The sequence below is a fragment of the Desulfovibrio sp. SGI.102 genome, assembly GCF_050314315.1.
Classification (GTDB): Bacteria; Desulfobacterota; Desulfovibrionia; order Desulfovibrionales; family Desulfovibrionaceae; genus Desulfovibrio.
On the sequence record NZ_JBNPNC010000031.1, the window covers coordinates 1 to 23,535 of the forward strand.

Below are 23,535 nucleotides of genomic sequence, written 5' to 3' on the forward strand. Positions count from 1 at the left end.
CTCTAAAGCCCATAAAAGAAAGGCTCCCCAAAGCGGGGAGCCTGACCGGGGAAGACTGCGGCGTTGCCTGCCGGCGCTTGAAGGCGACATGGCAGGGGCTGCTGCCGTTCCGTGGCCGTATCGGTAACGGAGCCGTGACGCGGCACGTGGCCGGGTCCGATGTTCTCCGCTAGCGGGAAATTTTCCGGGATCACCGGCAGCCCCTCAAGGGGGGGGCGGAGCTGCCGGGGGGTATCAGGAGGAGGAAGGTCGGTATGTTCCCGGCCAGCTCCGAAGGAGGGACGAGCCGGCCGGGGAGGGACTTTTTCAGGAGGAAGGAGGTTGCTGTTTTCAGTCCCGGCCGGTCCTGGGGGGGACAGGCCGACCGGGGGAAGGAGGTCTCAGAAGAAGCGGAGGATGTTCGTTTCAGGTTCGAAGGAGGTCCGTCAGGCTGTCCACGCTACCGCGGTCTGTCGCGGGCCGAGGCAGCAAAGAGGCCATGCGGCTGCCGCGGTAGCGCGGACGGTAAGAAATTTGTGGTGTTCCATGACGGACCTCCAAAAAGGAAGAAGATGGTATGGCATGTATATCTGTTCGGCGCTGTCCCCGTAGTGGTGGCGGACCGGAGGGCCCGTCCCGGACGATGCCGTTGTTGTACGGGATATAGCAATCGCCGTGCCAAAGTATATTTTCATAATAAAAACAATAAATTACAAAATAAGGTTTAAAAAAGGCGTTTCCCTAGCCCCGGCACCTGTACAGAAATTGAACATTTTTTCCCGCCATTCCGGCAGGTTGTAAAAAAATTGGACGCTTTGCCCCGCAGCAGGCGGCCTATGTGCTTTTTTTATACAGTCCGCGGCCGCCGTTCCGGCAAAGGGTCCTGCGCCGGGGCGCCAGCACGCTCTTTGCAAAGCGGCAGGCTCCATAGTATAGCCGAACCATATGAATCTTACCAACGAACCTTCCCTGAAAGGATCCCTCATGAACAGTCATGGTTTCGAACTCGTCACCGAGCGCCGCCTGCACGAAGTGGGCGGTACGGCCCGGCTCTGGAAACACGGCGTCACCGGCGCGCAGCTGCTCTCCGTCAGCAATGCCGACGAGAACAAGTGCTTCGGCGTGAGCTTCCGCACCCCGCCCACGGACTCCACGGGCGTGGCCCACATCCTGGAACATTCCGTGCTCTGCGGCTCGGACAAATATCCGGTCAAGGAACCCTTCGTGGAGCTGCTCAAGGGCTCGCTCCAGACCTTCCTCAACGCCTTCACCTTCCCGGACAAGACCTGCTATCCCGTGGCCAGCGCCAACCTGCAGGACTTCTACAACCTCATCGACGTCTACATCGACGCCGTCTTCCATCCCCGCATCAGCGAGGACATCTTCCGTCAGGAAGGCTGGCACGTGGAGGCCGAGGACACCAAGGGCCCCTGGACCTACAAGGGCGTGGTCTACAATGAGATGAAGGGCGCCTACTCCTCGCCCGATTCCGTGCTGGCCGAACAGAGCCAGCAGGCCATCTTCCCGGACATGCTCTACAGCCTGGACTCCGGCGGCAACCCGGAAGTCATCCCGGACCTGACCTACGAGGCCTTCCGCGATTTCCACAGCCGCTACTACCATCCCTCCAACGCGCGTTTCTTCTTCTGGGGCGATGACCCGGAAGAAAAGCGTCTGGAGATCGTGGCCGAGGCCCTGCAGGGCTATACCGCCCGCGCGGTGGACTCCGCCGTGCCCCTGCAGCCCCGCCGCGACACGCCCCGGCAGGTGGAAGTGCCCTACGCCGCCACCGACGGCCAGAAAACGGCCCTGTTCACGGTCAACTGGCTGCTGGGCGAACGCGGCGACGTGCATCAGGCCCTGCTCATGGAGATGCTGGAGCACATCCTCGAAGGCCTGCCGGGCTCTCCCCTGCGCAAGGCCCTCATCAGCTCCGGCCTGGGCGAGGACACCACCGGCTGCGGCCTGGAGACCGACCTGCGCCAGATGTACTATTCCACCGGTCTCAAGGGCGTGGACCCGCGCAAGGTGCAGGACGCCGAGATGCTCATCTTCGAGACCCTCGCCGACCTTGCCGAGGACGGCATCGACCCCGCCGCCGTGGAAGCCGCCGTCAACAGCGTGGAATTCTCCTACCGCGAGAACAATTCCGGCCGCTTCCCGCGCGGCCTCTCGGCCATGATCCAGGCCCTGTCCACCTGGCTCTACGACGGCGACCCGCTGGCCCCGCTGGCCTGGGAAGGCCCGCTGGCCGAAATCAAGGCCCGTCTGGCCGCCGGGGAGAAGGTCTTCGAGAACGCCATCCGCGACCACTTCCTCAACAACGAACACCGCGCCACCGTGGTGCTGCTGCCTGACGCCCGGCTGGCCAAGGCCCGTGAGGACCGCGAGGCCGCCCGCCTGGCCGCCGTGTACGAGGCCTGCTCCGACGCCGAGCGGCAGGAGCTGGTGGAGGCCACCAGCCGTCTGCAGGCCGCCCAGTCCGCTCCGGACAGCCCCGAGGCCCTGGCCACCATCCCCAGCCTGGGCATGGATGCCCTGCCCCTGCGCAACACGCCCGTGCCCTGCGTGCGGGAGGCCCTGAGCGGCGGCCAGACCTGGCTGGCCCACGACCTGCCCACCAGCGGCATCGCCTATACGGCCCTGCTCCTGCCCCTGAACGCCGTCCCGGCCCGCCTGGAGCCCCTGCTGCCCCTCTTTGCCCGCAGCCTCACCGAAGTGGGCACCGCCCGCCGCGATTTCAGCGAACTGGGCGCGCGCATGGCCGCCAAGACCGGCGGTGTGGGCGCCGATCCCCTGCTGGCCACCACCCGCGGGGAGCGCGGCCTGGTCAAATATCTGAGCGTGGCCGGCAAGGCCGTCTACGACAAGGTGCCCGACCTGTTCGACATCTTCCGCGAGATCCTGCTGGAGCCCCCGACCGACCGCGCCGTGCGTCTGGAGCGCCTGCGCCAGATGCTGCTGGAAGACAAGGCCCGTCTGGAGCACGGCCTGGTGGCGGCCGGTCATTCGGCCGTGGGTTCCCGCCTGCGCGCCCACTTCACGTCCTCCGGCCTGCTGGCCGAGCGCCTGTCGGGCATCAGCCAGCTCATGGCCGTACGCGAGCACCTGCAGCGTCTGGACAGCGATCCCGACAGCCTGCTGGCCGATCTGGACGAGCTGCGCCGCCTCATCGTGGCCAGCCCCGACGTGCTGGTGGACTGCACGGCCGAGACCGCCGGTCTGGATGCCGTGCAGCGGCAGGCCGCCGACCTGCTGGCCGCCCTGCCCGCCGGCCGTGACGCGGCCTTGGTCCTGCCGCCCTTCAGCGACGGTCTGCCCGCCGCCGAAGCCTTCCTGGCCCCGGCCCAGATCAACTATGTGGGCAAGGCGGCCAACCTCTACGACCTGGGCTACACCTACCACGGCTCGGCCAGCGTCATCCTGCGTTACATGCGCATGGGCTATCTGTGGGAGCGCGTGCGCGTGCGCGGCGGTGCCTACGGCGCCTTCTGCATGCTGGACCGCATGGGCGGCACCCTGGTCTGCGCCTCGTACCGCGACCCCAACGTGGACGACACCCTGACCGCCTATGACCAGATGGCCGACTACCTGCGCTCCTTCCGCCCCGACAAGGAGCAGCTCACCAGCGCCATCGTGGGCGCCATCGGCGACCTGGACAGCTACCTGCTGCCCGACGCCCGCGGTGCGCAGGGCCTGGCCCGCCATCTGGCCGGGGACGACGAGGAAGCCCGCCAGCAGATGCGTGACGAGATCCTCGGCACCACGGCGCAGCACTTCCGCGACTTCGCCGACGTGCTGGCCGAAGCCGCCGGCCACGGCGTGACCTGCGTACTGGGCGGTGCCCAGACCCGCGCCGCCGCCGAGGCCCACGGCTGGCAGACGCAGGAACTGCTCTAGTCCCGGCCCGCAGGGACAGGGACCGGTACGCCCTTCCCGATCCATGCCGCCGTGGACGGAGCCGGGACGGACTCTGACGCAGGACACGGCCTGTGGCACGGGAGGCCCTCAGCTCTCCCGCCCGTAGCGGCAGCAATGCCTGGTATTGCCTTTTCCCTCTGGAATACCTACCTTTTCAGGAAACCGTCAGGCAGGGCCCCGCACGGGCTTTGCTGCCCGGATACCGTCTTGCCGCGCTGCAGCCGGTCTGCTGCCGGTCCGGGATGCCTTCGATCTTCCGCATCCCCGGACGCCATGGCTTCAGGCAACGGCCATCCCTGCCCGTATCCGGGAGCCCTTCCCCCAAGGCGTTCCCCTTCCCTGCTCCCAAGGAGGCTCCATGAAGCAGACCCCCGGCCCCGTCATCGGCGCTCCTTCTTTTGTCATGCCCGCCAATGTGGCCGACAATGCCCGCTTTCTGGCCGGGCGCGTCGATGAAGTGGCCCTGTGCCTTTTTGAGGCCCGTTCCTGCCTTGCCTATAACGACGAAGACCTGCCCCCCGCGCTGGCGGACCTGCCCCTGAGCTGGCATGTCCACCTGCCCGTGGATCTGCCCTGGCCGCGCAAGAAGGATGCCGAAGCCGTGCGCGTGGCCGTGGAGCTGGCCCTGCGCGTCTTTGACCGGGTGGTCTGGCTCAAGCCCTGGGGCGCCGTGCTCCATGCCCCCAAGGGCAGCCCCGTGCTGCAGCGTTTCATCCTGCGTCAGGCCGCCGCCTGCTGGCAGCGCCGCAGCAAGATCCCCCTGCTGCTGGAGAACACCGACATCTGCGACATCGCCGGCCTGGGGCGCGGCTTTCCGGCCGATCACGGACTGGGCTTCTGTCTGGACGTCGGCCACCTCATGGGCTATGCTCAAAACGCACTTTGGGCATCTCCCCTGCCCGAGACAGCGGCCCTGGTCCACTGGAGCGCCCCCGGCACCCAGGACCAGCATCTGGCGCTGCACCGGTTCACGGCAGCCCAGCAGCATCTGGCACGGCAACTGGCCGGCCGTCTGCCCGGGAACTGCCGTCATCTGCTGGAGATCTTCCGCTGGCAGGGGGTGGAGGAATCCCTGCCCCTCCTGCGCGACCTGCTGGCCAGCCAGCCGGATACCGTGTCCCCCGGCTGCCCGCACGGCCCCAACAACGCCAAAACAGCGGAGTAAAGCGGTCATGACCAATCCCTATGTAGCGCAGATGCGACAGTGGCGGCAGACACTGACCAAGGATCAGCGCTGGGCCATCCTCATCTCGGCGGACCCGGACGCCCTGGCCTCGGCGCTGGCGCTCAAGCGCATCATGGCGCATCGTGTGCGCGGTGTGGACATCTTCCGCATCAACGAAGTCACCCGGCCCGACAACCTGGCCATGATCCGCTACCTGCGCATCCCGGCCAAGCTCTGGCAGCCCGAAAAGGCCGATCTCTACACCAATTTCGCCATGGTGGACTCCCAGCCCCACCACAACCCGGCGTTCCAGGGCATCACCTTCGACCTCATCATCGACCATCATCCCCTCACGGCGGGCCAGCTGCCGCAGACGCCCTTCTGCGACATCCGCCCCGGTTTCGGTGCCACCAGCACCATGATGACCCGCTACCTGCAGGGCCTGCGCATCAAGCCCGGGCCGCTGCTCTCCACGGCGCTGCTCTACGGCATCCGCACGGATACCGCCACTTTCGAGCGTTCCGGCGGCGAGGACGACCTGCGCGCCTACCAGTGGCTCATCAAGCATGCCGACGCCACCCTGCTGCGCCGCATCATCCGCAGCGAGTACCTGCGCGCCTGGCTGCCCCTTTTCTCCCGCGCGTTCCGCTCCCTGCGCGACTGCCGGGGCGGGGCCATGGTCTGGCTCAACGAGGTGGACAGCGCCGACCTGCTGGTGGCCGTGGCCGACTTCTTCACCCGTGTACACGGCCTCAAGTGGATCGCCGTCTGCGGCGTGGTGGAAAAGACCGTGGTGGTCATCTTCCGCGGTGACGGCAGCCGCGACATCGGCCGTCTGGCCGACGCCTGCTTCTACGACGTGGGCTCCGCCGGCGGCCACCGCAACCTGGGCCGCGCGGAATTCCCCCTTGCCGCCATCCCGGCGGGCACCAAGCCTGCGGATTTCATCTTCCAGCGTCTGCACAGCCGCAAGCTGCGCCCGGTCACGGCCAGCGCCGCGCCCCTGGCCGAGAACGCCGGGCAGCAGGCCGTGCACAGCGAAACGCTGGAGCCCGCTCCCGTCCAGGCCCTGGCCCACGGGGCGTAAGACGCACGACAATCAGGCAGAAAGGGCAGATGACGTTCGCGTCAGCTGCCCTTTTTTTCTGCGGCAGTGGTGCCTCCGCAGGGAGCGGCGCACCGCCGCTGCGAGCGCTGCCGGTGTTCCCCTATGCAGGAAATTAATTTTTTAATTCAATAAAAACAATAAGATACGAAATCACCTCCCGCCATTTTCCGGCTGGAGGCATTTTTTTCACGAGCGACTCTTGACAAGCCCCGGGCTGCGGCGTAGCGTTTATGGAAACTGTTGGAGTTTTGAAGATGTCCCGTTTCGTTCCTGCCACCTCCTGCTACGCTGCTACCGGCTTTTGCTTTAGCTGGTTTTATTTTGCGTACTTTAGCGGAGCCTGTGGTCAGGAGCTTTGCTGACATCTTCTGTCAGAGAGTTTCGGGGCCGCAGGCATTAGCCGGCGGCCCTTTTTTTGTATCCAGCGCCGCCGGAACGGCTCCATTCCACAAGGAGAGATCCCATGTACCTTGGCAAACAGGTTCGTCTGGAACGCATCATCAATCGTGAAACCGGCCGCACTATCATCGTTCCCATGGATCACGGCGTGACCATCGGTGCCGTCGACGGCCTCATCGACATGCGCGAGACCGTCAACGACATGGCCGTGGGCGGCGCTGACGCCGTGCTCATGCACAAGGGCCTGGTCCGCTGCTCGCACCGCAACGCCGGCAAGGACGTGGGCCTCATCGTCCACCTGTCCGCCTCCACCATGCTCTCTCCCCAGGGCAACACCAAGACCCTGGTGGGCACCGTGGAAGAAGGCATCAAGCACGGCGCCGACTGCGTCTCCGTGCATGTGAACCTGGGCGATCCCAACGAGCGCCTGATGCTGGCCGACCTGGGCCGCGTGGCCGCCGCCTGTGACGACTGGCACATGCCCCTGCTGGCCATGATGTACGCCCGCGGCCCGGCCATCAAGAACGGCTTCGCCCCCGACGTGGTGGCCCACTGTGCCCGCGTGGGCGTGGAACTGGGCGCGGACATCGTCAAGGTGCCCTACACCGGCGACATGGAAAGCTTCTCCGACGTGGTCTCCGCCTGCTGCGTGCCCGTGGTCATCGCCGGCGGCGAACGCATGGATTCCACCCGCGACGTGCTCCAGATGGTGCACGATGCCATCAAGGCCGGCGGCGCGGGCATCTCCATGGGCCGCAACGTGTTCCAGCATCCCAACCGCATCCAGCTCGTGCGTGCCCTGCGCGCCATCGTGCATGAGAACGCCACGGTGGAAGAAGCCCTGGCCATCGTGGGAGAATAGCATGGCCCGCATCTACTACCGTTGCGAACCGTTCAGCAAGGCCGACGTGACCCTGGCCCTGGAATCCGGTGTGGACGGGGTCATCGTGCCCCGCGCCCAGGTGGAGAAGGTGGCCGCCCTTTCCCGCTGCACCGTCTGGGCCTGCGAGGACGTGGCCAGCGTGCCGCTGAACGTCAAGGCCGACGAGGAGGCCCTGGTGGCCCGCCTCAAGGCCGGTGAGACCGCCTGCCTGGCCCGCGGCTGGGAGATCATCCCCGTGGAGAACCTGCTGGCCCAGGCCGACAACGTGCTGGCCGAGGCGGGCAGCCTGGAAGAGGCCCGTCTGGCCGCCGGCATCCTGGAACGCGGCGTGGACGGCATCGTGGTCCTGCCCGAGGCTCTGGCCGAACTCAAGGCCATCGTGGCCCAGTGCAAGATCTCGCAGGGACGCGAGGAATTGCAGAAAGCCGTCATCACCCGCGTGGAAGCCGTGGGCCTGGGGCACCGCGTCTGCGCCGATACCCTTTCGCTGCTCAAGCGCGGCCAGGGCATGCTGGTGGGCAATTCCAGCGCCTTCACCTTCCTTGTCCATGCCGAGACAGAACACAACGAATATGTGGCCGCCCGTCCCTTCAGGGTCAATGCCGGGGCCGTGCATGCCTATGCCCGCCTGCCCCATGACAAGACCTGCTACCTGGGCGAACTGGCCGCAGGGCAGGAAGTGCTCATCGTGGGCGCCGACGGCCAGACCAGCGTGGCCACGGTGGGCCGGGTCAAGATCGAAGTGCGCCCCATGCTGCTGGTGGAAGCCGAGGCCGAGACCCCCGAAGGCCCCAAGCGCGGCGCCGTGTTCCTGCAGAATGCCGAGACCATCCGCCTGACCGCCCCTGACGGCACGCCCCTGAGCGTGGTCAGCCTCAAGCCCGGCGATACGGTGCTCTGCCGTCTGGATCAGGCAGGCCGCCACTTCGGCATGCGCATCCAGGAAGAGATCCGCGAGGTGTAGCATGGCCGACGCACATTCCCCCTCCGACGCCCCCCAGCGCCTGACCGCCATCCGCGGCGAGATCGACAGCGTGGACCAGGAACTGCTGGCCCTGTTCAACCGCCGCGCCGCCCTGAGCCTGGAAGTGGGCCGCATCAAGGCCGGTGACCCCGGCATCGTGTTCAAGCCCCTGCGCGAGCGCGAAGTGCTGGACGGCCTGGCCCGCAAGAACGACGGCCCCCTGCCCGAAGAGCACCTGCGTGCCATCTGGCGCGAGATCTTCTCCTCGTCGCGCGCCCTGCAGCGTCCGCAGAACGTGGCCTATCTGGGCCCGGAAGGCACCTTCTCCTATTTTGCCGGTGTGGAGTATCTGGGCCATGCCGCCAGCTTCCACCCCTGCAACGACCTGCCGCAGGTCTTCGCCGACGTGCACTCCGGCCGCTGCGAGCTGGGCGTGGTGCCGCTGGAGAATTCCCTGCAGGGCACCGTGGGCGTCAGCTTCGACCTGTTCCTCAAGTATGACGTGCATATCCAGGCCGAGCTCTTCTCGCCCATCTCGCACTGTCTGCTGAGCCACGCCGCCAGCCTGGCCGAGATCACCACGGTCTACTCGCACCCCCAGCCCCTGGCCCAGTGCGGCGGCTGGCTGCGCAGCCATCTGCCCCAGGCCGGTCTCATCCCCGTGGAGTCCACCGCCGCCGCGGCCCGCATGGCCGCCGCCAATCCGCAGTCCGCGGCCATCGGCAACGGCAAGCTGGCCGACATGACCGGCCTTTCCATCCTGGCCCGCCGCATCGAGGACGAGCCCGGCAACTGGACGCGCTTCGTCATCATCGGCCCCAAGCCCGTGGGCCAGCTGGACAAGCTGCCGCGCACCGCGCCCGTGCCCGGCCATACCGGCGCGGACAAGACCTCCATGCTCTTCACCCTGCCGGACAAGTCCGGCACGCTCTCCGGCGTGCTCTCCCTGCTGGCCGAGCACAAGATCAACATGCGCAAGCTGGAGTCCCGCCCCCTGCGCGGCCAGTGCTGGAAGTACGTCTTCTTCACGGACGTGGAATGCGACCTGACCGCCCCCCAGTATGAGGATCTGCTCCGGAAGCTGGCCGAGACCTGCACCAGCTTCCGCATCCTGGGCAGCTACGCCACCGGCCCGCAGCTGGACCGCATCGGCCTGGACGACGTGGAGGACAGCCATGCCTAGTCCCGATACCGCCTGCGTGCGGGCCCCGGCCTCCAAATCCATCTCGCACCGCTACTGCATCGGCGCGGCCCTGGCCCACGGCACGTCCGAGCTGCACCATGTGCTGGACAGCCGCGACCTGGAATGCACCCGCGCCATCCTCTGCGCCGCCGGTGCCCGTATGGAAGCCCTGCCCGGCGAGGAAGGCGGCTGGCGCGTCACCGGCATGGACGGCCGTCCCCGGGGCGGCACGGACACGCCCCTGAGCTGCGACGTGCACGAATCCGGCACCACCTGCCGCCTGCTGACCGCCGTGCTGGCCGCCGGTCACGGCCTGTTCCGCATCCACGGCGCGCCGCGCATGCACGAGCGGCCCATCGACGAGCTGACCCGCGCCCTGGAGGCCCTGGGCACGGACGTGCGCTTCGAGCAGCGTCCCGACTGTCCTCCCCTGCTGCTGCGGGCCGCGGGCCTCGATCCCGCCCGCAACGGCGGCCGCGTGCGTCTGGGCATGGATGCCTCCAGCCAGTATTTCTCCGGCCTGCTGCTGGCAGCGCCGCTGGCCCCGGCTCCCCTCTGTGTGGAACTGGGCGGACAAAAGGCCGTGTCCTGGCCCTATGTGGGCCTGACCCTGCATTGCCTGGAAGATTTCGGCATCCGCTTCAGCGTGGAGACCCGCGAGCCCGACGGCCCGTGGCAGCTCCTGCCCGACGGCGGCTGGCGCGCCCTGCGTACCGCCCGCCCCGACGGCCTGCGTATCACCGTGCAGCCCGGCACCTACCGTGCGGGCAGCTATCAGGTGGAAGGCGACTGGTCCGGGGCCTCCTACCTGCTGGCCGCCGGGGCCCTGGGCAGCCGCCCCGTGCGTGTGGACGGCCTGAGGGCCGATTCCCTGCAGGGCGACCGCGCCATGCTGGACATCCTGCGCGCCATGGGCGCCCGCGCCGAGGTGGAGGGCACGTCCATCACCGTGCATCCTTCGGCCCTGCACGGCGTGGACGTGGACATGGGCCATTGCCCGGATCTGGTGCCCACGGTGGCCGTGCTGGCCGCCTTTGCCCAGGGGCCCACCCGGGTGCGCAACGTGGCCCATCTGCGCATCAAGGAATCCGACCGCATCACCGCCCCGGCCACCGAGCTGGCCCGTCTGGGCGTGCGTGTGGACGAACATGACGACGGCCTGACCGTCCACGGTACGGGCCCCGACGGCCCGGTCTGGGACGAGGCCGCGCGCTTCTCGGCCCACAACGACCACCGCATCGCCATGTCCCTGGCCCTGCTGGGCCTGCCCCACGGCAAGCGCATGGACGCCCTGCTGGACGATCCGCTGGTGGTGCGCAAGTCCTTCCCCACCTTCTGGAAAGTCTGGGAGCGGCTGCTGTGAGCCCGGACAGCTCGACGGCGCCCAGGGCGGACGGAGACGGCACCGGCCCCGTGCCCGCGAAAGCCGCGGCCTCCCTGCGGGGACGCGCCGTGCTCGTCGTGGGCTGCCGGGGCCGCATGGGCGCCATGCTCTGCCGCCGCGGCAAGGCCGCCGGTCTGGACATGCGGGGCGTGGACGTGCCCCTGACGGACGCGGTGCTGGCCCCGGCCTGCAAGGATGCGGCCCTGGTGCTGCTCTGCGTGCCCGCGGCCGTCTTTGCCGACGTGGCCGCCACGGTCTGCGCCCATCTGCCCGCCACGGCCATCCTGGCCGACATCACGTCGGTGAAGGTGCGGCCCCTGCAGCAGATGGAAGCCATCTGGCCCGGCCCGGTGGTGGGCACGCACCCGCTCTTTGGCCCGGCCACGCCCGACGAGGACGGCCTGCCCGTGACCGTCACGCCCGGCCGCACGGCCCGCGAGGAAGACACGGCCCTGGTGGAGGCCTTTTTCCGGGCCCTGGGGTGCAGCACCTTCCGGGCCACGGCCGACGAGCACGACCGCGCCATGGCCCGCGTCCAGAACATGAACTTCATCACCAACCTGGCCTACTTTGCCCTGCTGGCAGGGCAGGAAGACCTGTTGCCCTATATCACCCCCTCCTTCCGCCGCCGCCTGCACGCGGCAGAGAAGATGCTCACCGAGGACGGCACCATGTTCACCGGCCTCTTCGAGGCCAATCCGTACAGCCACGAGGCCGTGCGCCAGTATCGCAAGATGCTCAACGTGGCCGCTGCCGGTGATATCGAACTGCTCTGCCGCCGCGCGCAGTGGTGGTGGAAAAAATGACAGCGGGGAAGGGAGCGCCCTGGACAAGCGCTTTCCTTCCCCTTTTCCCTGCTTTGTCCGGCGGTGACCTGTGACCGCCCTCCTCCGCCCAAGCGCCATCACCCCCTGCTCCACCATTCCATCCCTCGCCCTTCCCCCATGGCAGCGTCATGCCGCTCCCGGCGACCCCGAAAAATCGTTGCCGGCGCAACCTTGACCGCCGCGACCCTGTTGCCGCATCATGGTCCCCTCTCTTGCAACCCATGGAGGACCCATGACGACCTTCCTGCTCCTCATCGCCTGCGGCATCGTGGGCGGCCTGCTGTTTTTCTTCCTGCATATCCCCGGCGGTGCCATGCTGGGGGCCGTAGTGGCCGTGCTGGCCGTCAAGATGCTGGGACATGTGGAGACCGATACGCCCCATCTGTTCCAGCTGGGGGCCCAGATCGCCATCGGCGTCATGGTCGGCAACATGATGACCGGCGGCACCCTGCTGGAGATCCGCGCCATGGCCCCCCTGATGTTCGGCTCCACGGCCCTGCTCGTCGTGGCCGTGCCCTGGGGGCCTGGTTCATCTGCCGCTCGGCCGGGCTGGACGCGGGCAGCGCCATCCTGGCCACCAGCCCCGGCGGCCTGCAGGCCGTGGTGGGCATGGCCTCCGACCTGGGCACCAACGCCCCTGCCGTGCTGGCCTTCCATCTGGTGCGCCTGTACACCGTCCTGCTGCTGGCGCCGTTCCTGGGCTGGCTGCTGCACCGTCTGCTGCCGCACAGCTGATACCGGCCATAAAAAAACGGCCGGGGAAGGAGCGTCCCCTCCCGGGCCGGATAGCCACAGTCCTGCGGCAACGGCGGGCCGCATATCATCAAAACAGCGCGGGCACATCCCCGCCGCTCCCTTACCGGATGCCATAAAAAAAGCTCCGGTGCTGCCGGAGCCATGATGCCTCAGTGAGTCCTCGCCCGCATACCGTCGGGACCGGACAGAGGATGCCTTTCCCGAAAAACTACAGCGAAAAACGCAGGCGCGGCAACGGGCCGTCCAGATAGTCCAGGGCCTGCGCCAGCACGGCGGGCCGGGTGGCGATGTCGTCCGGCCGCAGGGGCAAGGTGTCGAAACGAAAGCCGAAGGAGCGCGCGTAGCGGGCCACGTCAGCGAGCCCCGCCCCCACATCGGCCTTGTCGTGGGCATCTGAGGCAAGACAGACGTCCACGCCGAAGTCGGCGGCCAGGCGCATGATGTCCGGGCAGGGATAGGGCTCGGCAAAGGGCTGGCGCAGCCCGGCCGACGAGACTTCCATGATGACGCTGTTATCGGCCATGGCCTGCACAGCGCGGGCCACCAGATCCAGGCTGCCCTCTTCGCGCAGCCATTCATGGAACAGGCCGTAGGAGGCCCGCTTGATGAAGTCGGGATGCGAGGCCACGTTCACCAGCCCGCTGGCCGCCATGCGGGCCATCTCTTCATAATATTCCCGGTAGCGGGCATAGGCGGCCTCCCGGCCGTCGGTCCAGGTGTTGGGACGCGCCACCGGGAAGAGCCCCACATAATGCAGGGAGCCGATCACATAGCTGAACGGCCAGCAGGAAAGGAAACGGCACATGTGCCTGGGGTAGTCGGGCAGCCAGTCCAGCTCCACCCCCAGCAGGGGCAGCGGCCGGTCTTCCCGCTCCAGCTCCCGCTGCCGCAGGGCCTGCACGTCCTGGACGAAGTCCCGGAAATTGCCGGGGAACGCCGCCACATACAGCTTGCAGGCATATTCCTCCGGCAGGGGGGAATGCTCACTCAGGCCGAAGAGGTCCAGCCCGGCCGCGGCGGCGCCCTCGTACATCTCGGCGGCGCTGTGGTGTCCGTGGGACGTGTTGGTATGGGTATGCAGGTCTGCCAGCATCGTGATACCTCCGGCGGACACCTTATGCCGGAGCGCGGCAGGACTCAAGCGCGATCCGCAGGAGATTCCAGGGCCGCCAGCAGGGCCTGCGGCCTTCTGATGACGATGCCCCGGCCGCGGATGTCGATGAGGCCCTCGTCCTGCAGCTGGTGCAGGGTCTCGCTGACCGTGGGCTGCGTGGAACAGACCATGGCCGCCATCTGGCCCTGGGAAAGGCTTACCGGCAGGGCCAGCGGCTGTTCCCAGGCGGCCGGGTCGCGCAGGCTCTCGTGCGCCAGCGAGAGCAGCAGACGGCCGACCCTGTGGTGGACATCGCAGGTCTGGGCGCTGAGGCTGTCGCCCAGATAGCGCAGACGGCTGCCCATGACGGTGATGACCCGCCGTGCCAGGGCGTAATTGCGGGACAGCAGATCGTCGAACGCCTGCCTGTCCAGCCGGAAGATGACGGAAGCGGCCAGGGCCTGGGCATTGACCTTACGGGGCAGGTCCTGCAGGACCTCCGACAGGCCGAAGATCTCGCCCGCGGTGCGCAGGAAAAAAGTGGATTCCTTTCCGGCCTCGGTCACGCAAAAGATGCGCAGCAGCCCGGACGCCACATAAAAACAGGCCCCGCCCGCGTCGCCTTCAAAAAAAACGATGTCGTTCTTTTTCAGTTCGATGCGCTGGGCACTGCGCAGAAAGTGTTCCTTGCACTCTTCTATGCCGTCGAAGAAATCCCCTTTTTCCAGATGCCAGAAACTGCGCATGCCGCCTCCCGTGCACCAGGCCCGTGAAGAGGCGTTCCCTGTCTGCCGTACAGACGCCGGAACCGGTGCGCCGCAACCAGACATTGCGGCGCACCGGCAGCGCGTTCCCGGACCCGGCCTTAGCCGTGTCGTGTTCTAGTGACGTATCCGGTTGACATACTTATATGTATATTCATTTCCGTCAATATCACGGCATTTCCAGGTGATGCAGTCCTTGCCCATGATGGGGCGCAGGCTGGCCTTGTAGTAGCCCAGCTGGTAAGGCATGCGCGTCTGCAGGGCACCGGTGGGACAGACCTTGATGCAGGACATGCAGTCCCAGCATTCGCCGGTGGCCCGGCAGCGGGCCTTGCCCGTCTCGGGGTCCAGCATCATGAGGTCGCCGGGGCAGACCATCTCGCAGGCGGTCTCGGGCTTGCCGCCGCAGCCGTTGCACTTGTTCAGATCTATTCTCGGGGGCATGGTTGGCTCCTTGCTTACGCGGTATAACGGTCACCGGGGATCAGCTGCTCGTACGGACGGGTGAAGGTCTCCACCTTGCCCGTGGCGGGATCGCGCCGTGATTCGATGAAACAGTCGAAATTGGCATCGTCGCGTTCCGGATAGTCGGAACGGGTCTGCCATCCGGCCCAGCGGGTCTCCTTGCGGGCCTTGAGGTGATGGACCACAGCCTCGGCCACATCGACCCTGTCCATGGTCTCGTGGGCCTGCATGAGCTCGTGCAGGTCGCGGGCACGCAGGTAGCCGAACTGGGACTGCAGCATGGCGATGTGCTTCAGGGCGTAGTCCAGACGCTCCTCGTTGGTGCGGTAGAACTGCGACACGCCGCCGGCGTATTCGTCCATCAGGCGCTGCAGGCGTTCCTTCATCTCCACGGGGCGCACGCCGTCTTCGTCCCGGGCCAGCAGGGGCGCGTAGACGCGGGCCTTTTCCTGCTCCACGGCCGCCATGTCCAGGGGCGGCAGCTCCAGATCCTTCATGTAGGCGATGGCCCCGCGGGCCGCCAGCTTGCCTTCGGCACAGCAGCCGCCCACGAACTTGTTGGGGTTGCCGCCTGCGGTCTCGCCCGCGGCGAACAGGCCGGGGATGGTGGTCATGCGCTGCATGTCCACCCAGAAACCGCCGCCGGTATGGCCGCCCAGGATGTAGGGGTCGGAACCGTAGATCTCGATGGGCTCGCGGGTGACGTCCTGGCCGCGGCTGGCCAGGAAGAGCACGAAGGAAGGCCGCTCGTTGAGGTAGTCCTCCATCATGGCCTTGGCCGTTTCGGGGGTCAGGTGGGTGGTGTCGCAATAGCAGGGACCGCGACCGGCCAGCCATTCTTCCATGGGCGCATTGGCGCGGATGTAGCGCGGCGCGGCGTCCCCGCCCAGATGTTCGTAGCGGCTCATGACGCGCTCACCGTGCGCGTTGATGATGGGCGCGCCGTACCCCACGGAGATGGTGTCCACCGGGCCGCAGAAATCCTTGGTGCGCGTGGCCACCCAGCGCTGTTCCAGGCTGGTGAGCTCGGCGCCCTGACGGAAGCCGATGGCGTAGCCCGTGCCCACGCAGTAGGGGCACATCCAGATCTGCGCGCCGCTGTCGGTGCTGTCGGCGGTATAGGACTTGTACAGGGTACCGGCCCCGCCGGTGCTGACCACCGTGGCCTTGGCGCGGAAGATGTAGAACTTGCCGTCACGCACGCCGAAGCCCATGGCGCCGGTGCAGCGGCCTTCGTGCATGATGAGGGCCGTGGCCGTCACGCGGTTGTAGACGTCCGCGCCGCTCTCCAGGGCTTTCTCGGCCATGATGGGCTTGAGCTGCTCGCCGTGGATGGAGATGTCCCACTTGCCGCGGTAGCGGATGCGGCCCTGCTCGTCGCGCAGGATGGGCAGGCCCCAGCGTTCCAGATCGTCCACGGACTCGTTGAGCTCGCGGGCATTGGAAAGGGCCAGGTCCTCACGCAGGGGGCCGCCGCCCACCTGGGCACGGCTCCAGCGCACCAGGTCTTCGGGGGTCTTGCCTTCGGGGATGTAGGTATTGATGGCGTCCATACCGGCGGAACAGGCGCCGGAGCGCATGATCTCGGCCTTTTCCATGATGGTGACGCGGACGTTGGGGTCCACCAGGGCGGCTTCCGTGGCCACGAAGCAGCCGGCATTGCCGCCGCCGATGATGAGCAGGTCGGTCTCGACGACGACGGTCTCGATATCGTCCAGGTTTTCAGGGGTGAACTGGCGCATGTGCGCCGCAGGGATGTTGGCCATGATGTTCTCCTGTAAAAAGCTGTTGGAGCCGGGGCCATACCGCCCCGGCAGGTCGGCAAAGGGCTAGAAGGGCCAGGGGGCGCTGGCGTCCCAGACGGGCATGCCCCACAGGGCATACCAGGGAGCCATGACCAGCAGGCCGTAGGCGATGGCGATACAGACGGAGACCCATCCGGCACGGGCGTAGTCCGTGGAAGAAAAGGTATCCGTGCCGTGTGCGATGACGGCCGCGGTGATCTGGGTGGGCAGGATGTAGGCGAAGGTGTCCGTGTCACAGACCAGCATGGTGAAGGCCACGGGATGCAGGCCCAGTTTGGGCGCCATGGCAAAGACCACCGGCGCCAGCATGGCCACGGCCGCCACGTTGGAGAGCATGCCCAGACGGATGATGTGCGTGCCCACCATCATGGTCAGGATGGCCTGCCACCAGCTCATGCCCACCACCCAGGCGTGGATGTGGTCGGCCAGCCACTGGGCCAGGCCGGACTGGGTCATGGCCGTGGTCATGGTCATGGCGCCACCCAGCAGCAGGAAGGTGCCCCAGATGGTCTTTTCCTGCACGGACTTCCAGGAACAGGGCATGAGGCCGGGCGCGAAGAGCACCAGCATGCCCAGCAGGCCGATGACGCCCAAAGGCTGGTGGTGCAGTTCGGCGATGAAGCTGCCCTTGCCGGTCATGAACATGATGCCCGCCAGAGCAAAGATGCCCAGCAGCACCTTTTCGGGCATGGTCATGGGACCGAGGTCGTCGTATTTCTTCTGCAGGGCCTCCACTCCGCCGGCGATATGCACCTTGCGCGTGCCGAAGTGCCAGCGGATCCAGGCCTGCGTCAGGGCGAACATGCCCAGGTAGGGGGCCTGCAGCAGCATCCAGTTGAGGTAGTTGAGGTTGCTGAAGCCCGCCTTGTCGAAGATACCCACCATGATCATGTTGGGCAGGTGGGCGGTCATGATGAACATGCCGCAGATCATGGAGCCGTAGACCAGGGACTGGATGACGATGGCCTTCTTGGCGGCGCGTTCTTCCGGCGTATCACCGAGCAGGCGGCAGATGCCCTGCACCACGGGCAGCAGGGTGGCGGCGCGGGCGTTGGCCGCGGGCACCAGGAAGCCCAGCACGATGTTCACGAAGAACATGCCCCAGATGACGCGGCCCACACTGGAGGCCTTGAGCCGGGCAAGGATGCCCAGGGCGATGCGCTTGTCCAGGCCCACCAGCTGCATGACGGCCCCCACCAGGAAGGCGAACAGGCACAGCCAGATGACGTGGTTGGTGAACCCGGCGAAGATGATGGACATGGGCGGTTTGCCGCCCTGCCAGGGAATGGCCTGGGTGATGAGCAGCAGCGTGGGGATGGAGATACCGGTGATGCCCGTGGGCATGGCCTCGCTGACCCACATGACGCTGGCCCAGAGCACGATGCCCAGCACGGCCATGCCGTTGTGGGTCAGGCCCGGGAAGGGCGGCAGCACGGTCCAGAAAAGGAAAAAGAGCGCCCAGGCGATGACGAAGCCCGTGTAGACACGCACGGGGCTGCGTCCGTTGCGGCGCAGGTTCCCGGCCAGGTACTGCAAAAACGAACCGGAACCGGCAGAGGTTTGCTCAGGCATGGCAGACTCCTTTTTTCATGACAAAACGGAACATCTGCCTGCAACCTATCTGGGAAAAAATTCTCAATCTATCAGCCCGCCGATAGTTCGTGAAAAAAAAGACCAGGGCTTACCGCCCGTTCAACAAAAAACGGCAGTCATGGAGCATGTCCATGACTGCCGTTTCGACAGCACAGCCCAGGCAGGGCTAAAAATACATGGTCAGCAAATCGCGGGCCCGGGCCACGTCGGTGCGGATCTGGGCCACCAGGGCATCGGCGGAGTCGAAACGCTTCTCGTCGCGCAGACGGGCCACGAAGTCCAGGCGCAGCTCGCTGCCGTAGAGGTTCAGATCCGTATCCAGCAGGAAGCTCTCGATGCTCAGGCCGTAATCCCCGAAGGTGGGCTTGCGGCCGATGTTGGTCACGGCCTGCAGGGTCTTGCCCAGGTGCGGTACCACCACGCGGGTGGCGTAGACGCCCGGTGCGGGCAGCATGGTGTCCGGGATGGCGATATTGGCCGTGGGGAAGCCCAGGCCGGTGCCGCGGCCTTCGCCGTGCACCACCAGGCCCTCGCAGCCGTAGGCATGGCCCAGCAGGCTGGCGGCCGTGGCCACATCGCCCTTGCCGATGAGCTCGCGCAGGCAGGTGGAGCTGACCACATGCCCGCCCACTTCCACCGGCGGCAGCTGGTCCACGTCAAAGCCGTACTTCTCGCCCAGGGCACGCAGCACATCGGGCTGGCCGCTGCGGCCGCGCCCCAGCGTGAAATCATGCCCGATGACCAGATGTTTGAGCCGCAGCGGCAGCAGGTGCTGCCGGACGAACTCCTCGGGCGACAGCGCGGCCAGCTCGTGGGTGAAGGGCAGCTCCAGCACACGCAGATCGCCCAGGCCCTGCAGCAGACGCATGCGGGCGGCCCGGCTGGTCAGGGGCTGATGCGGCCTGCCGAAAAGCACGCGCGGATGCGGCCAGAAGGTGATGACCACGCAATCCAGGCCGAACTGCTGGCTGTAGGTCAGCGCTCGGCGGATGAGGACCTGATGGCCCTGGTGTACGCCGTCGAAATTGCCGATGGTGACGGCCGTGGCGCGGGGAGACGCGGAAGGGGAAGTATCCATGATGGTCCAGTTGCTCAGATAAGACGGTCGAAAATGGATTGATAGGTTTGCCGCACATGCAGCATCAGGCGCAGGGCCATGGCCTGTGCGCGGGCCTCGTCCTCGAAAAAGACAGCGGCCAGAAAACGGGACACGGGACGAAAGTCCGCATCGCCCCGCTCGGCCAGCACCTCCCAGTAGGCCGGGGCACGCTCCAGGGCCAGGGCCGAGGTCTTGTCCGTATGGCTCTGCCCGAAGCTTTCCCGGAACTGCCGGAACATGGCCTCGGCCTGCTCGGGGAAGGAGCGCCACAGGGCCATGCACAGGCCGCGCCACTCCGCCAGCAGCCGGGCACGACGCCGGAACTACAGACGGCCGATACCGAGGATGTGCAGGGCCCGTCCCGCATCCAGATCGAGGAGCAGGACGGGGAAATTGTCCAAGGCCTCCCGTACCGCATCGGCACGGACGGCCATCAGACTGCTCATGCTTCTGCCTGACCTTCAGCCGCAGGCTTGCGACGACGGCGACGACGGCGGCGCTTGGCCGTGCCCTCCCCTTCGGCAGGGGCGGGAGCATCCCCGCCATCCGCCGCGGGCGCGGCGTCCGCGACAGCCTCGGCGGCGGGAGCGGCGGCCTCGGCGGCCTTGTCCCCGCGATCACGGCGACGATGGGAGGAACGCTTGCGGCCTCGGCCCTCGCCGTCACCACGGCGGGAAGATTCGCTGCGGCCTTCGGGCAGCTGCTGCACATGGCCCAGGCTCTCCTGATAGGCGGCATCCACCAGCATGGCCAGCAGCAGACCGTTCTCGTCGTCCTCGGCCTGGCTGGCCAGTTCGCGCACCAGCGGCGCATAACGGGCCACGCGCATCTTCTCCAGACCGGTCAGCTTGCGGAAACGGCTCTCCAGCAGGGTGGTCACGCGCGCACCGGCCACCACGGCCACGTCCTCGTCCGTGGGAGCGGGGATCTCGCGCAGGGCGATCTTGTAATGACGGGCGATGCGCTCCAGTTCCATGCGCTGCATGATGTCCACCAGCGAGATGACCGTACCGGCGGCCCCGGCACGGCCCGTGCGGCCGGCACGGTGGATGTAGCTTTCATGGTCTTCCGGGGGCTCGTAGAGGAAAACGTGGGACAGGGCCGGGATGTCGATACCGCGCGCGGCCACGTCCGTGGCCACCAGATACTGCAGGCTGCCCTGGCGGATCTTGTCCAGCACGGCCTCGCGACGGGCCTGGGAAAGGTCGGCCGACAGTTCGTCGGCATTGTAACCGAAGCCCTGCAGCACGCCGGTGATGTAATGGACGTTGGCCTTGGTGTTGCAAAAGATGATGGCCGATGCCGGGTTCTCGGTCTCCAGCAGGCGCACCAGCACGCGGTCCTTGTCCATGGGACGGCTCTGGCAGAACAGATGCTGCACTTCGGCCACATGCACTTCCTTCTGCGAGAGGGAGAGCATGGAAGGCTCGGTCAGGAATTCCCCGGCCAGCTTGAGCACGTGCGGCGGATAGGTGGCCGAGAACATGCTGGTGTGGATGCGGCGGCGCGGCAGGTAGCGCTGCACTTCCTTCATGTCGGGGTAGAAGCCGATGGACAGCATGCGGTCGGCTTCGTCGAAGACCAGGGCGTCCAGATCGTCCAGCGAAAGGGTACGGCGCAGCAGATGGTCCAGCACGCGGCCGGGCGTGCCCACCACCAGCTGGGCCCCGTCACGCAGGGCGTCCATCTGCTTTTTGTAGCCCACGCCGCCATAGACGGCCACGGGACGGATGCCCGTGCCTTCGAACAGGGTGCGCGCCTCGTGCTCCACCTGCACGGCCAGCTCGCGGGTGGGCACCAGGATCAGGGCCTGGGCGGCGTGCAGTTCGGGATCCAGACGCGGCACCAGGGGCAGCAGGTAGCAGCCGGTCTTGCCGCTGCCGGTACGGGACTGCACCATGATGTCGCGGCCTTCCAGCAGGTACGGCAGGGCCAGGGACTGCACGGGCATCAGGGACGTCCAGCCCGCACGGCCGCAGGCGGCGGCGATGGTCTCGGGCAGGGTCTCCAGAGTGGCGCGCGGCAGGGCGTTCTCGGGCTCGGCCACGGAAAAATTCTCAAGGGAAGCGCCAGGGGTGGAAAGTTCGGCCGCAGGGGCGGCCTGTTCCTGCGCGGCCTCTCCGGCGGAGGCGGGGCAGGTAGGATCGGTGATGTCGGACATGATGGCTCTCTGACGCACAGCGGCCGGGGGGGATCCCGTCTGCCGCCGATGCGGATGGGTTATTCTTTTGATGTCGGAAACGCACTAACCTGCCACAAGCGGCGCCCATGCGCAAGGCGCCGCCGGAGCCCTCCCGCGGCGGGCACGGGCGCGGCCTGCAAAGGCCTTCGCGATGGCGTCGGCCGGACAGGGGCGCCCCCTTTGCCGGGTGCAGGGGCGGGCCCCCTTGTTGAAAGCCCGCCCACCTTTCCGTCAGGCAGCGCCCGAGGCGTCCCCCGTACGCAGGGGCGGCAAAAAGGCGCGGGGCACGGCTCTTGTCACCCTGGCGTCGCCAGGCTGTCACCGGCAGCGGACAGGCTGTGAAAAAAGGCCGCCGGATGCGGGCGCCGCTTGCGTCCAGGCAAGAATGCGGCTAGCCTGAAAGGCCTCACCGGCGCACCCGCCGTACGGACAGGGGCACCGGAGCATGTTTTTTTGATTCGGAGGGAGCCATGGCGCAACTACAGCCGGATTTCGGTCCCGATTTTTCCAAGGGACTGGTCCCCGCCATCGCGCAGGACGCGGCCACGGGCGAAGTGCTCATGCTGGCCTATATGAATGAAGAAGCCTGGAAACGTACCCTGGAAACCGGCGAGGCCCATTACTGGAGCCGCAGCCGCAAGGAACTCTGGCACAAGGGCGGCACGTCCGGGAACGTACAGAAAGTGCTTTCCATCCGCCTGGACTGCGACAGCGACACCGTGCTGCTCAAGATCGAGCAGTTCGGCGGCGCGGCCTGCCATACGGGACGGCGTTCCTGCTTCTACCGGGAATGGGACAACGGCGTGGTGCGCGAGTGCTCCCCCGTGGTCTTCGATCCCCGGAAGGTCTACGGCACCAAGTAGCCGGGACCACACGATGCTTTCTTCGGGCCCTCGGGCCCGTCTCTGGGAAGGAGCCATGCGGCGCATGGCCCAAACAACACAGCAGCAGGCCTTTCGCCTGCCGGAGTAGACACGATGAGCGAAGAATCGCAGGCCATCCTCAAACTGGGCGTGCCCAAGGGCTCGCTGGAAGACGCCACCATCAACCTTTTCGAGCGCGCCGGCTGGAAGATCCGCAAGCATACGCGCAACTATTTCCCGGACATCAATGACCCCGAGATCACGGCCTCGCTGTGCCGCGTGCAGGAGATCGGCGGCTACATCGCCGCGGGCATCCTGGACGTGGGCATCACCGGCCTGGACTGGCTCACGGAAGGCGGTCATGAAGACAAGGTGGTGCACGTGGCGGATCTGGTCTACTCCAAGACGTCCAACCGCCCCTGCCGCTGGGTGCTGGCCGTGGCCGGTGACTCCCCCTACCAGTGCCCGCAGGACCTGGCCGGCAAGCGCATCGCCACCGAGCTGGAAGGCCTGACCCGCAATTACTTCAAGCGCGTGGGCGTGGACGTGAACGTCTTCTATTCCTGGGGCGCTACGGAAGCCAAGGTCGTGGAAGGCCTAGCCGACGGTATCGTGGAAGTGACCGAGACCGGCACCACCATCCGGGCCCACGGCCTGCGCATCATCGACGAAGTGATGTGCTCCTACCCGGTCATCATCGCCAACAAGGAAGCCTGGGCCGACCCGTGCAAGCGCGCCAAGATCGACCAGCTGACCCTGCTCCTGCAGGGCGCCCTGCGCGCCGAAAGCCTGGTGGCCATCAAGATGAACGCCCCGGCCTCCAACCTGGACGCCATCCTCGAGATGCTGCCCTCCCTGAACTCGCCCACGGTCTCGCCCCTGCGCGACGAAGCCTGGCTCTCGGTGGAAACCGTGGTCAACATCGACGTGGTGCGCGACCTCATCCCCCGTCTGCGCGACGCCGGGGCCGAAGGCATCATCGAATACGCCCTGAACAAGGTCATCTAGCAGGGCCTGACGAAAAAATGTCTGTGGGGGAGGGCCCCCTTATCTCTGCTGTCGATGCCCGTAGCTTCCTTCGTCGCAACGGGCACGGCCCTTG

The 23,535-nt window shown here is 66.8% G+C and carries 20 protein-coding genes and 1 pseudogene; 12 read left to right on the top strand and 9 right to left on the bottom strand.

What is annotated here, in order from left to right; all coding sequences use genetic code 11:
* Positions 1–963: 963 nt before the first annotated feature.
* The 10 genes and pseudogenes from ACQRCJ_RS07965 (at position 964) to ACQRCJ_RS08010 (ending at position 12,548) form a co-directional block, all read left to right on the top strand.
* Positions 964–3,879, top strand: coding sequence for an insulinase family protein (locus ACQRCJ_RS07965; RefSeq protein WP_427799602.1), 2,916 nt, complete (start codon positions 964–966; stop codon positions 3,877–3,879).
* A 379-nt stretch (positions 3,880–4,258) separates the two neighbouring features.
* Complete coding sequence (cbiR, locus tag ACQRCJ_RS07970; protein WP_303931392.1) at positions 4,259–5,065, top strand: cobamide remodeling phosphodiesterase CbiR; 807 nt, start codon at positions 4,259–4,261, stop codon at positions 5,063–5,065.
* A gap of 7 nt (positions 5,066–5,072) precedes the next feature.
* A complete protein-coding gene (locus ACQRCJ_RS07975) occupies positions 5,073–6,152 on the top strand; it encodes a DHH family phosphoesterase (RefSeq protein WP_427799603.1) in 1,080 nt (359 codons plus the stop codon).
* 484 nt (positions 6,153–6,636) lie between these two features.
* The gene (locus ACQRCJ_RS07980; RefSeq protein WP_204626029.1) at positions 6,637–7,434 is read left to right on the top strand and encodes a 2-amino-3,7-dideoxy-D-threo-hept-6-ulosonate synthase; all 798 of its coding nucleotides are present in this window, start codon (positions 6,637–6,639) and stop codon (positions 7,432–7,434) included.
* Between the two features lies 1 nt (position 7,435).
* Positions 7,436–8,419 carry a 3-dehydroquinate synthase II family protein gene (locus ACQRCJ_RS07985; RefSeq protein ID WP_204626030.1) on the top strand — a complete coding sequence of 328 codons (984 nt, stop codon included), beginning with the start codon at positions 7,436–7,438 and terminating at the stop codon, positions 8,417–8,419.
* Position 8,420: 1 nt separating this feature from the next.
* Positions 8,421–9,602: a prephenate dehydratase gene (gene pheA, locus ACQRCJ_RS07990; RefSeq protein ID WP_168935809.1), complete on the top strand. Its 1,182-nt coding sequence runs from the start codon at positions 8,421–8,423 to the stop codon at positions 9,600–9,602.
* A complete protein-coding gene (locus tag ACQRCJ_RS07995; RefSeq protein WP_297139084.1) occupies positions 9,595–10,965 on the top strand; it encodes a 3-phosphoshikimate 1-carboxyvinyltransferase in 1,371 nt (456 codons plus the stop codon). The genes pheA and ACQRCJ_RS07995 overlap by 8 nt, the downstream gene beginning before the upstream one ends.
* The gene (locus tag ACQRCJ_RS08000) at positions 10,962–11,792 is read left to right on the top strand and encodes a prephenate dehydrogenase/arogenate dehydrogenase family protein (RefSeq protein WP_418735686.1); all 831 of its coding nucleotides are present in this window, start codon (positions 10,962–10,964) and stop codon (positions 11,790–11,792) included. The genes ACQRCJ_RS07995 and ACQRCJ_RS08000 overlap by 4 nt, the downstream gene beginning before the upstream one ends.
* 253 nt (positions 11,793–12,045) lie before the next feature.
* Positions 12,046–12,312: pseudogene (locus tag ACQRCJ_RS08005) on the top strand (AbrB family transcriptional regulator); the annotation flags it as partial.
* Between the two features lie 71 nt (positions 12,313–12,383).
* On the top strand, positions 12,384–12,548 hold the full coding sequence (locus ACQRCJ_RS08010) for an AbrB family transcriptional regulator (protein WP_427799607.1): 165 nt from the start codon (positions 12,384–12,386) through the stop codon (positions 12,546–12,548).
* A 229-nt stretch (positions 12,549–12,777) separates the two neighbouring features.
* Here ACQRCJ_RS08010 and ACQRCJ_RS08015 read toward each other — a convergent pair whose 3' ends face one another.
* From ACQRCJ_RS08015 to ACQRCJ_RS08055, 9 genes are all read right to left on the bottom strand, one after another.
* Positions 12,778–13,662, bottom strand: coding sequence for a histidinol-phosphatase HisJ family protein (locus tag ACQRCJ_RS08015; RefSeq protein WP_427799604.1), 885 nt, complete (start codon positions 13,660–13,662; stop codon positions 12,778–12,780).
* A gap of 44 nt (positions 13,663–13,706) precedes the next feature.
* Entirely contained in the window at positions 13,707–14,408 is a 702-nt protein-coding gene (locus tag ACQRCJ_RS08020) for a Crp/Fnr family transcriptional regulator (RefSeq protein WP_168935813.1), read from the bottom strand.
* Between the two features lie 135 nt (positions 14,409–14,543).
* Positions 14,544–14,870 (bottom strand): 4Fe-4S dicluster domain-containing protein, encoded by a 327-nt coding sequence (locus ACQRCJ_RS08025; RefSeq protein WP_204626038.1) that lies wholly within the window; start codon positions 14,868–14,870, stop codon positions 14,544–14,546.
* Positions 14,871–14,884: 14 nt separating this feature from the next.
* Positions 14,885–16,657, bottom strand: a complete 1,773-nt coding sequence (locus tag ACQRCJ_RS08030) for an adenylyl-sulfate reductase subunit alpha (RefSeq protein ID WP_204626039.1) — start codon at positions 16,655–16,657, stop codon at positions 14,885–14,887.
* 63 nt (positions 16,658–16,720) lie between these two features.
* On the bottom strand, positions 16,721–18,268 hold the full coding sequence (locus tag ACQRCJ_RS08035; protein ID WP_006007808.1) for an SLC13 family permease: 1,548 nt from the start codon (positions 18,266–18,268) through the stop codon (positions 16,721–16,723).
* Positions 18,269–18,455: 187 nt separating this feature from the next.
* Positions 18,456–19,367 carry a bifunctional riboflavin kinase/FAD synthetase gene (locus tag ACQRCJ_RS08040; protein ID WP_204674500.1) on the bottom strand — a complete coding sequence of 304 codons (912 nt, stop codon included), beginning with the start codon at positions 19,365–19,367 and terminating at the stop codon, positions 18,456–18,458.
* Between the two features lie 14 nt (positions 19,368–19,381).
* Positions 19,382–19,666 (bottom strand): hypothetical protein, encoded by a 285-nt coding sequence (locus tag ACQRCJ_RS08045; RefSeq protein WP_427799605.1) that lies wholly within the window; start codon positions 19,664–19,666, stop codon positions 19,382–19,384.
* Between the two features lie 45 nt (positions 19,667–19,711).
* Entirely contained in the window at positions 19,712–19,834 is a 123-nt protein-coding gene (locus ACQRCJ_RS08050; protein WP_427799606.1) for a hypothetical protein, read from the bottom strand.
* Complete coding sequence (locus ACQRCJ_RS08055; RefSeq protein WP_320620102.1) at positions 19,831–21,549, bottom strand: DEAD/DEAH box helicase; 1,719 nt, start codon at positions 21,547–21,549, stop codon at positions 19,831–19,833. Before ACQRCJ_RS08055 ends, ACQRCJ_RS08050 begins: the two co-directional genes overlap by 4 nt.
* Positions 21,550–22,040: 491 nt before the next feature.
* Here ACQRCJ_RS08055 and hisI point away from each other — a divergent pair, with 491 nt between their 5' ends.
* Both hisI and hisG read left to right on the top strand, forming a co-directional pair.
* On the top strand, positions 22,041–22,433 hold the full coding sequence (hisI, locus tag ACQRCJ_RS08060; RefSeq protein ID WP_320620103.1) for a phosphoribosyl-AMP cyclohydrolase: 393 nt from the start codon (positions 22,041–22,043) through the stop codon (positions 22,431–22,433).
* A 114-nt stretch (positions 22,434–22,547) separates the two neighbouring features.
* A complete protein-coding gene (hisG, locus tag ACQRCJ_RS08065) occupies positions 22,548–23,441 on the top strand; it encodes an ATP phosphoribosyltransferase (protein WP_168935820.1) in 894 nt (297 codons plus the stop codon).
* Positions 23,442–23,535 lie beyond the last annotated feature (94 nt).

Coding starts and splice junctions, on each gene's coding strand:
- ACQRCJ_RS07965 (WP_427799602.1), top strand. CDS start 964: ATGAACAGTCATGGTTTCGAACTCGTCACCGAGCGCCGCCTGCACGAA.
- cbiR (WP_303931392.1), top strand. CDS start 4,259: ATGAAGCAGACCCCCGGCCCCGTCATCGGCGCTCCTTCTTTTGTCATG.
- ACQRCJ_RS07975 (WP_427799603.1), top strand. CDS start 5,073: ATGACCAATCCCTATGTAGCGCAGATGCGACAGTGGCGGCAGACACTG.
- ACQRCJ_RS07980 (WP_204626029.1), top strand. CDS start 6,637: ATGTACCTTGGCAAACAGGTTCGTCTGGAACGCATCATCAATCGTGAA.
- ACQRCJ_RS07985 (WP_204626030.1), top strand. CDS start 7,436: ATGGCCCGCATCTACTACCGTTGCGAACCGTTCAGCAAGGCCGACGTG.
- pheA (WP_168935809.1), top strand. CDS start 8,421: ATGGCCGACGCACATTCCCCCTCCGACGCCCCCCAGCGCCTGACCGCC.
- ACQRCJ_RS07995 (WP_297139084.1), top strand. CDS start 9,595: ATGCCTAGTCCCGATACCGCCTGCGTGCGGGCCCCGGCCTCCAAATCC.
- ACQRCJ_RS08015 (WP_427799604.1), bottom strand. CDS start 13,662: ATGCTGGCAGACCTGCATACCCATACCAACACGTCCCACGGACACCAC.
- ACQRCJ_RS08020 (WP_168935813.1), bottom strand. CDS start 14,408: ATGCGCAGTTTCTGGCATCTGGAAAAAGGGGATTTCTTCGACGGCATA.
- ACQRCJ_RS08025 (WP_204626038.1), bottom strand. CDS start 14,870: ATGCCCCCGAGAATAGATCTGAACAAGTGCAACGGCTGCGGCGGCAAG.
- ACQRCJ_RS08030 (WP_204626039.1), bottom strand. CDS start 16,657: ATGGCCAACATCCCTGCGGCGCACATGCGCCAGTTCACCCCTGAAAAC.
- ACQRCJ_RS08035 (WP_006007808.1), bottom strand. CDS start 18,268: ATGCCTGAGCAAACCTCTGCCGGTTCCGGTTCGTTTTTGCAGTACCTG.
- ACQRCJ_RS08040 (WP_204674500.1), bottom strand. CDS start 19,367: ATGGATACTTCCCCTTCCGCGTCTCCCCGCGCCACGGCCGTCACCATC.
- ACQRCJ_RS08045 (WP_427799605.1), bottom strand. CDS start 19,666: ATGGCCCTGTGGCGCTCCTTCCCCGAGCAGGCCGAGGCCATGTTCCGG.
- ACQRCJ_RS08050 (WP_427799606.1), bottom strand. CDS start 19,834: ATGAGCAGTCTGATGGCCGTCCGTGCCGATGCGGTACGGGAGGCCTTG.
- ACQRCJ_RS08055 (WP_320620102.1), bottom strand. CDS start 21,549: ATGTCCGACATCACCGATCCTACCTGCCCCGCCTCCGCCGGAGAGGCC.
- hisI (WP_320620103.1), top strand. CDS start 22,041: ATGGCGCAACTACAGCCGGATTTCGGTCCCGATTTTTCCAAGGGACTG.
- hisG (WP_168935820.1), top strand. CDS start 22,548: ATGAGCGAAGAATCGCAGGCCATCCTCAAACTGGGCGTGCCCAAGGGC.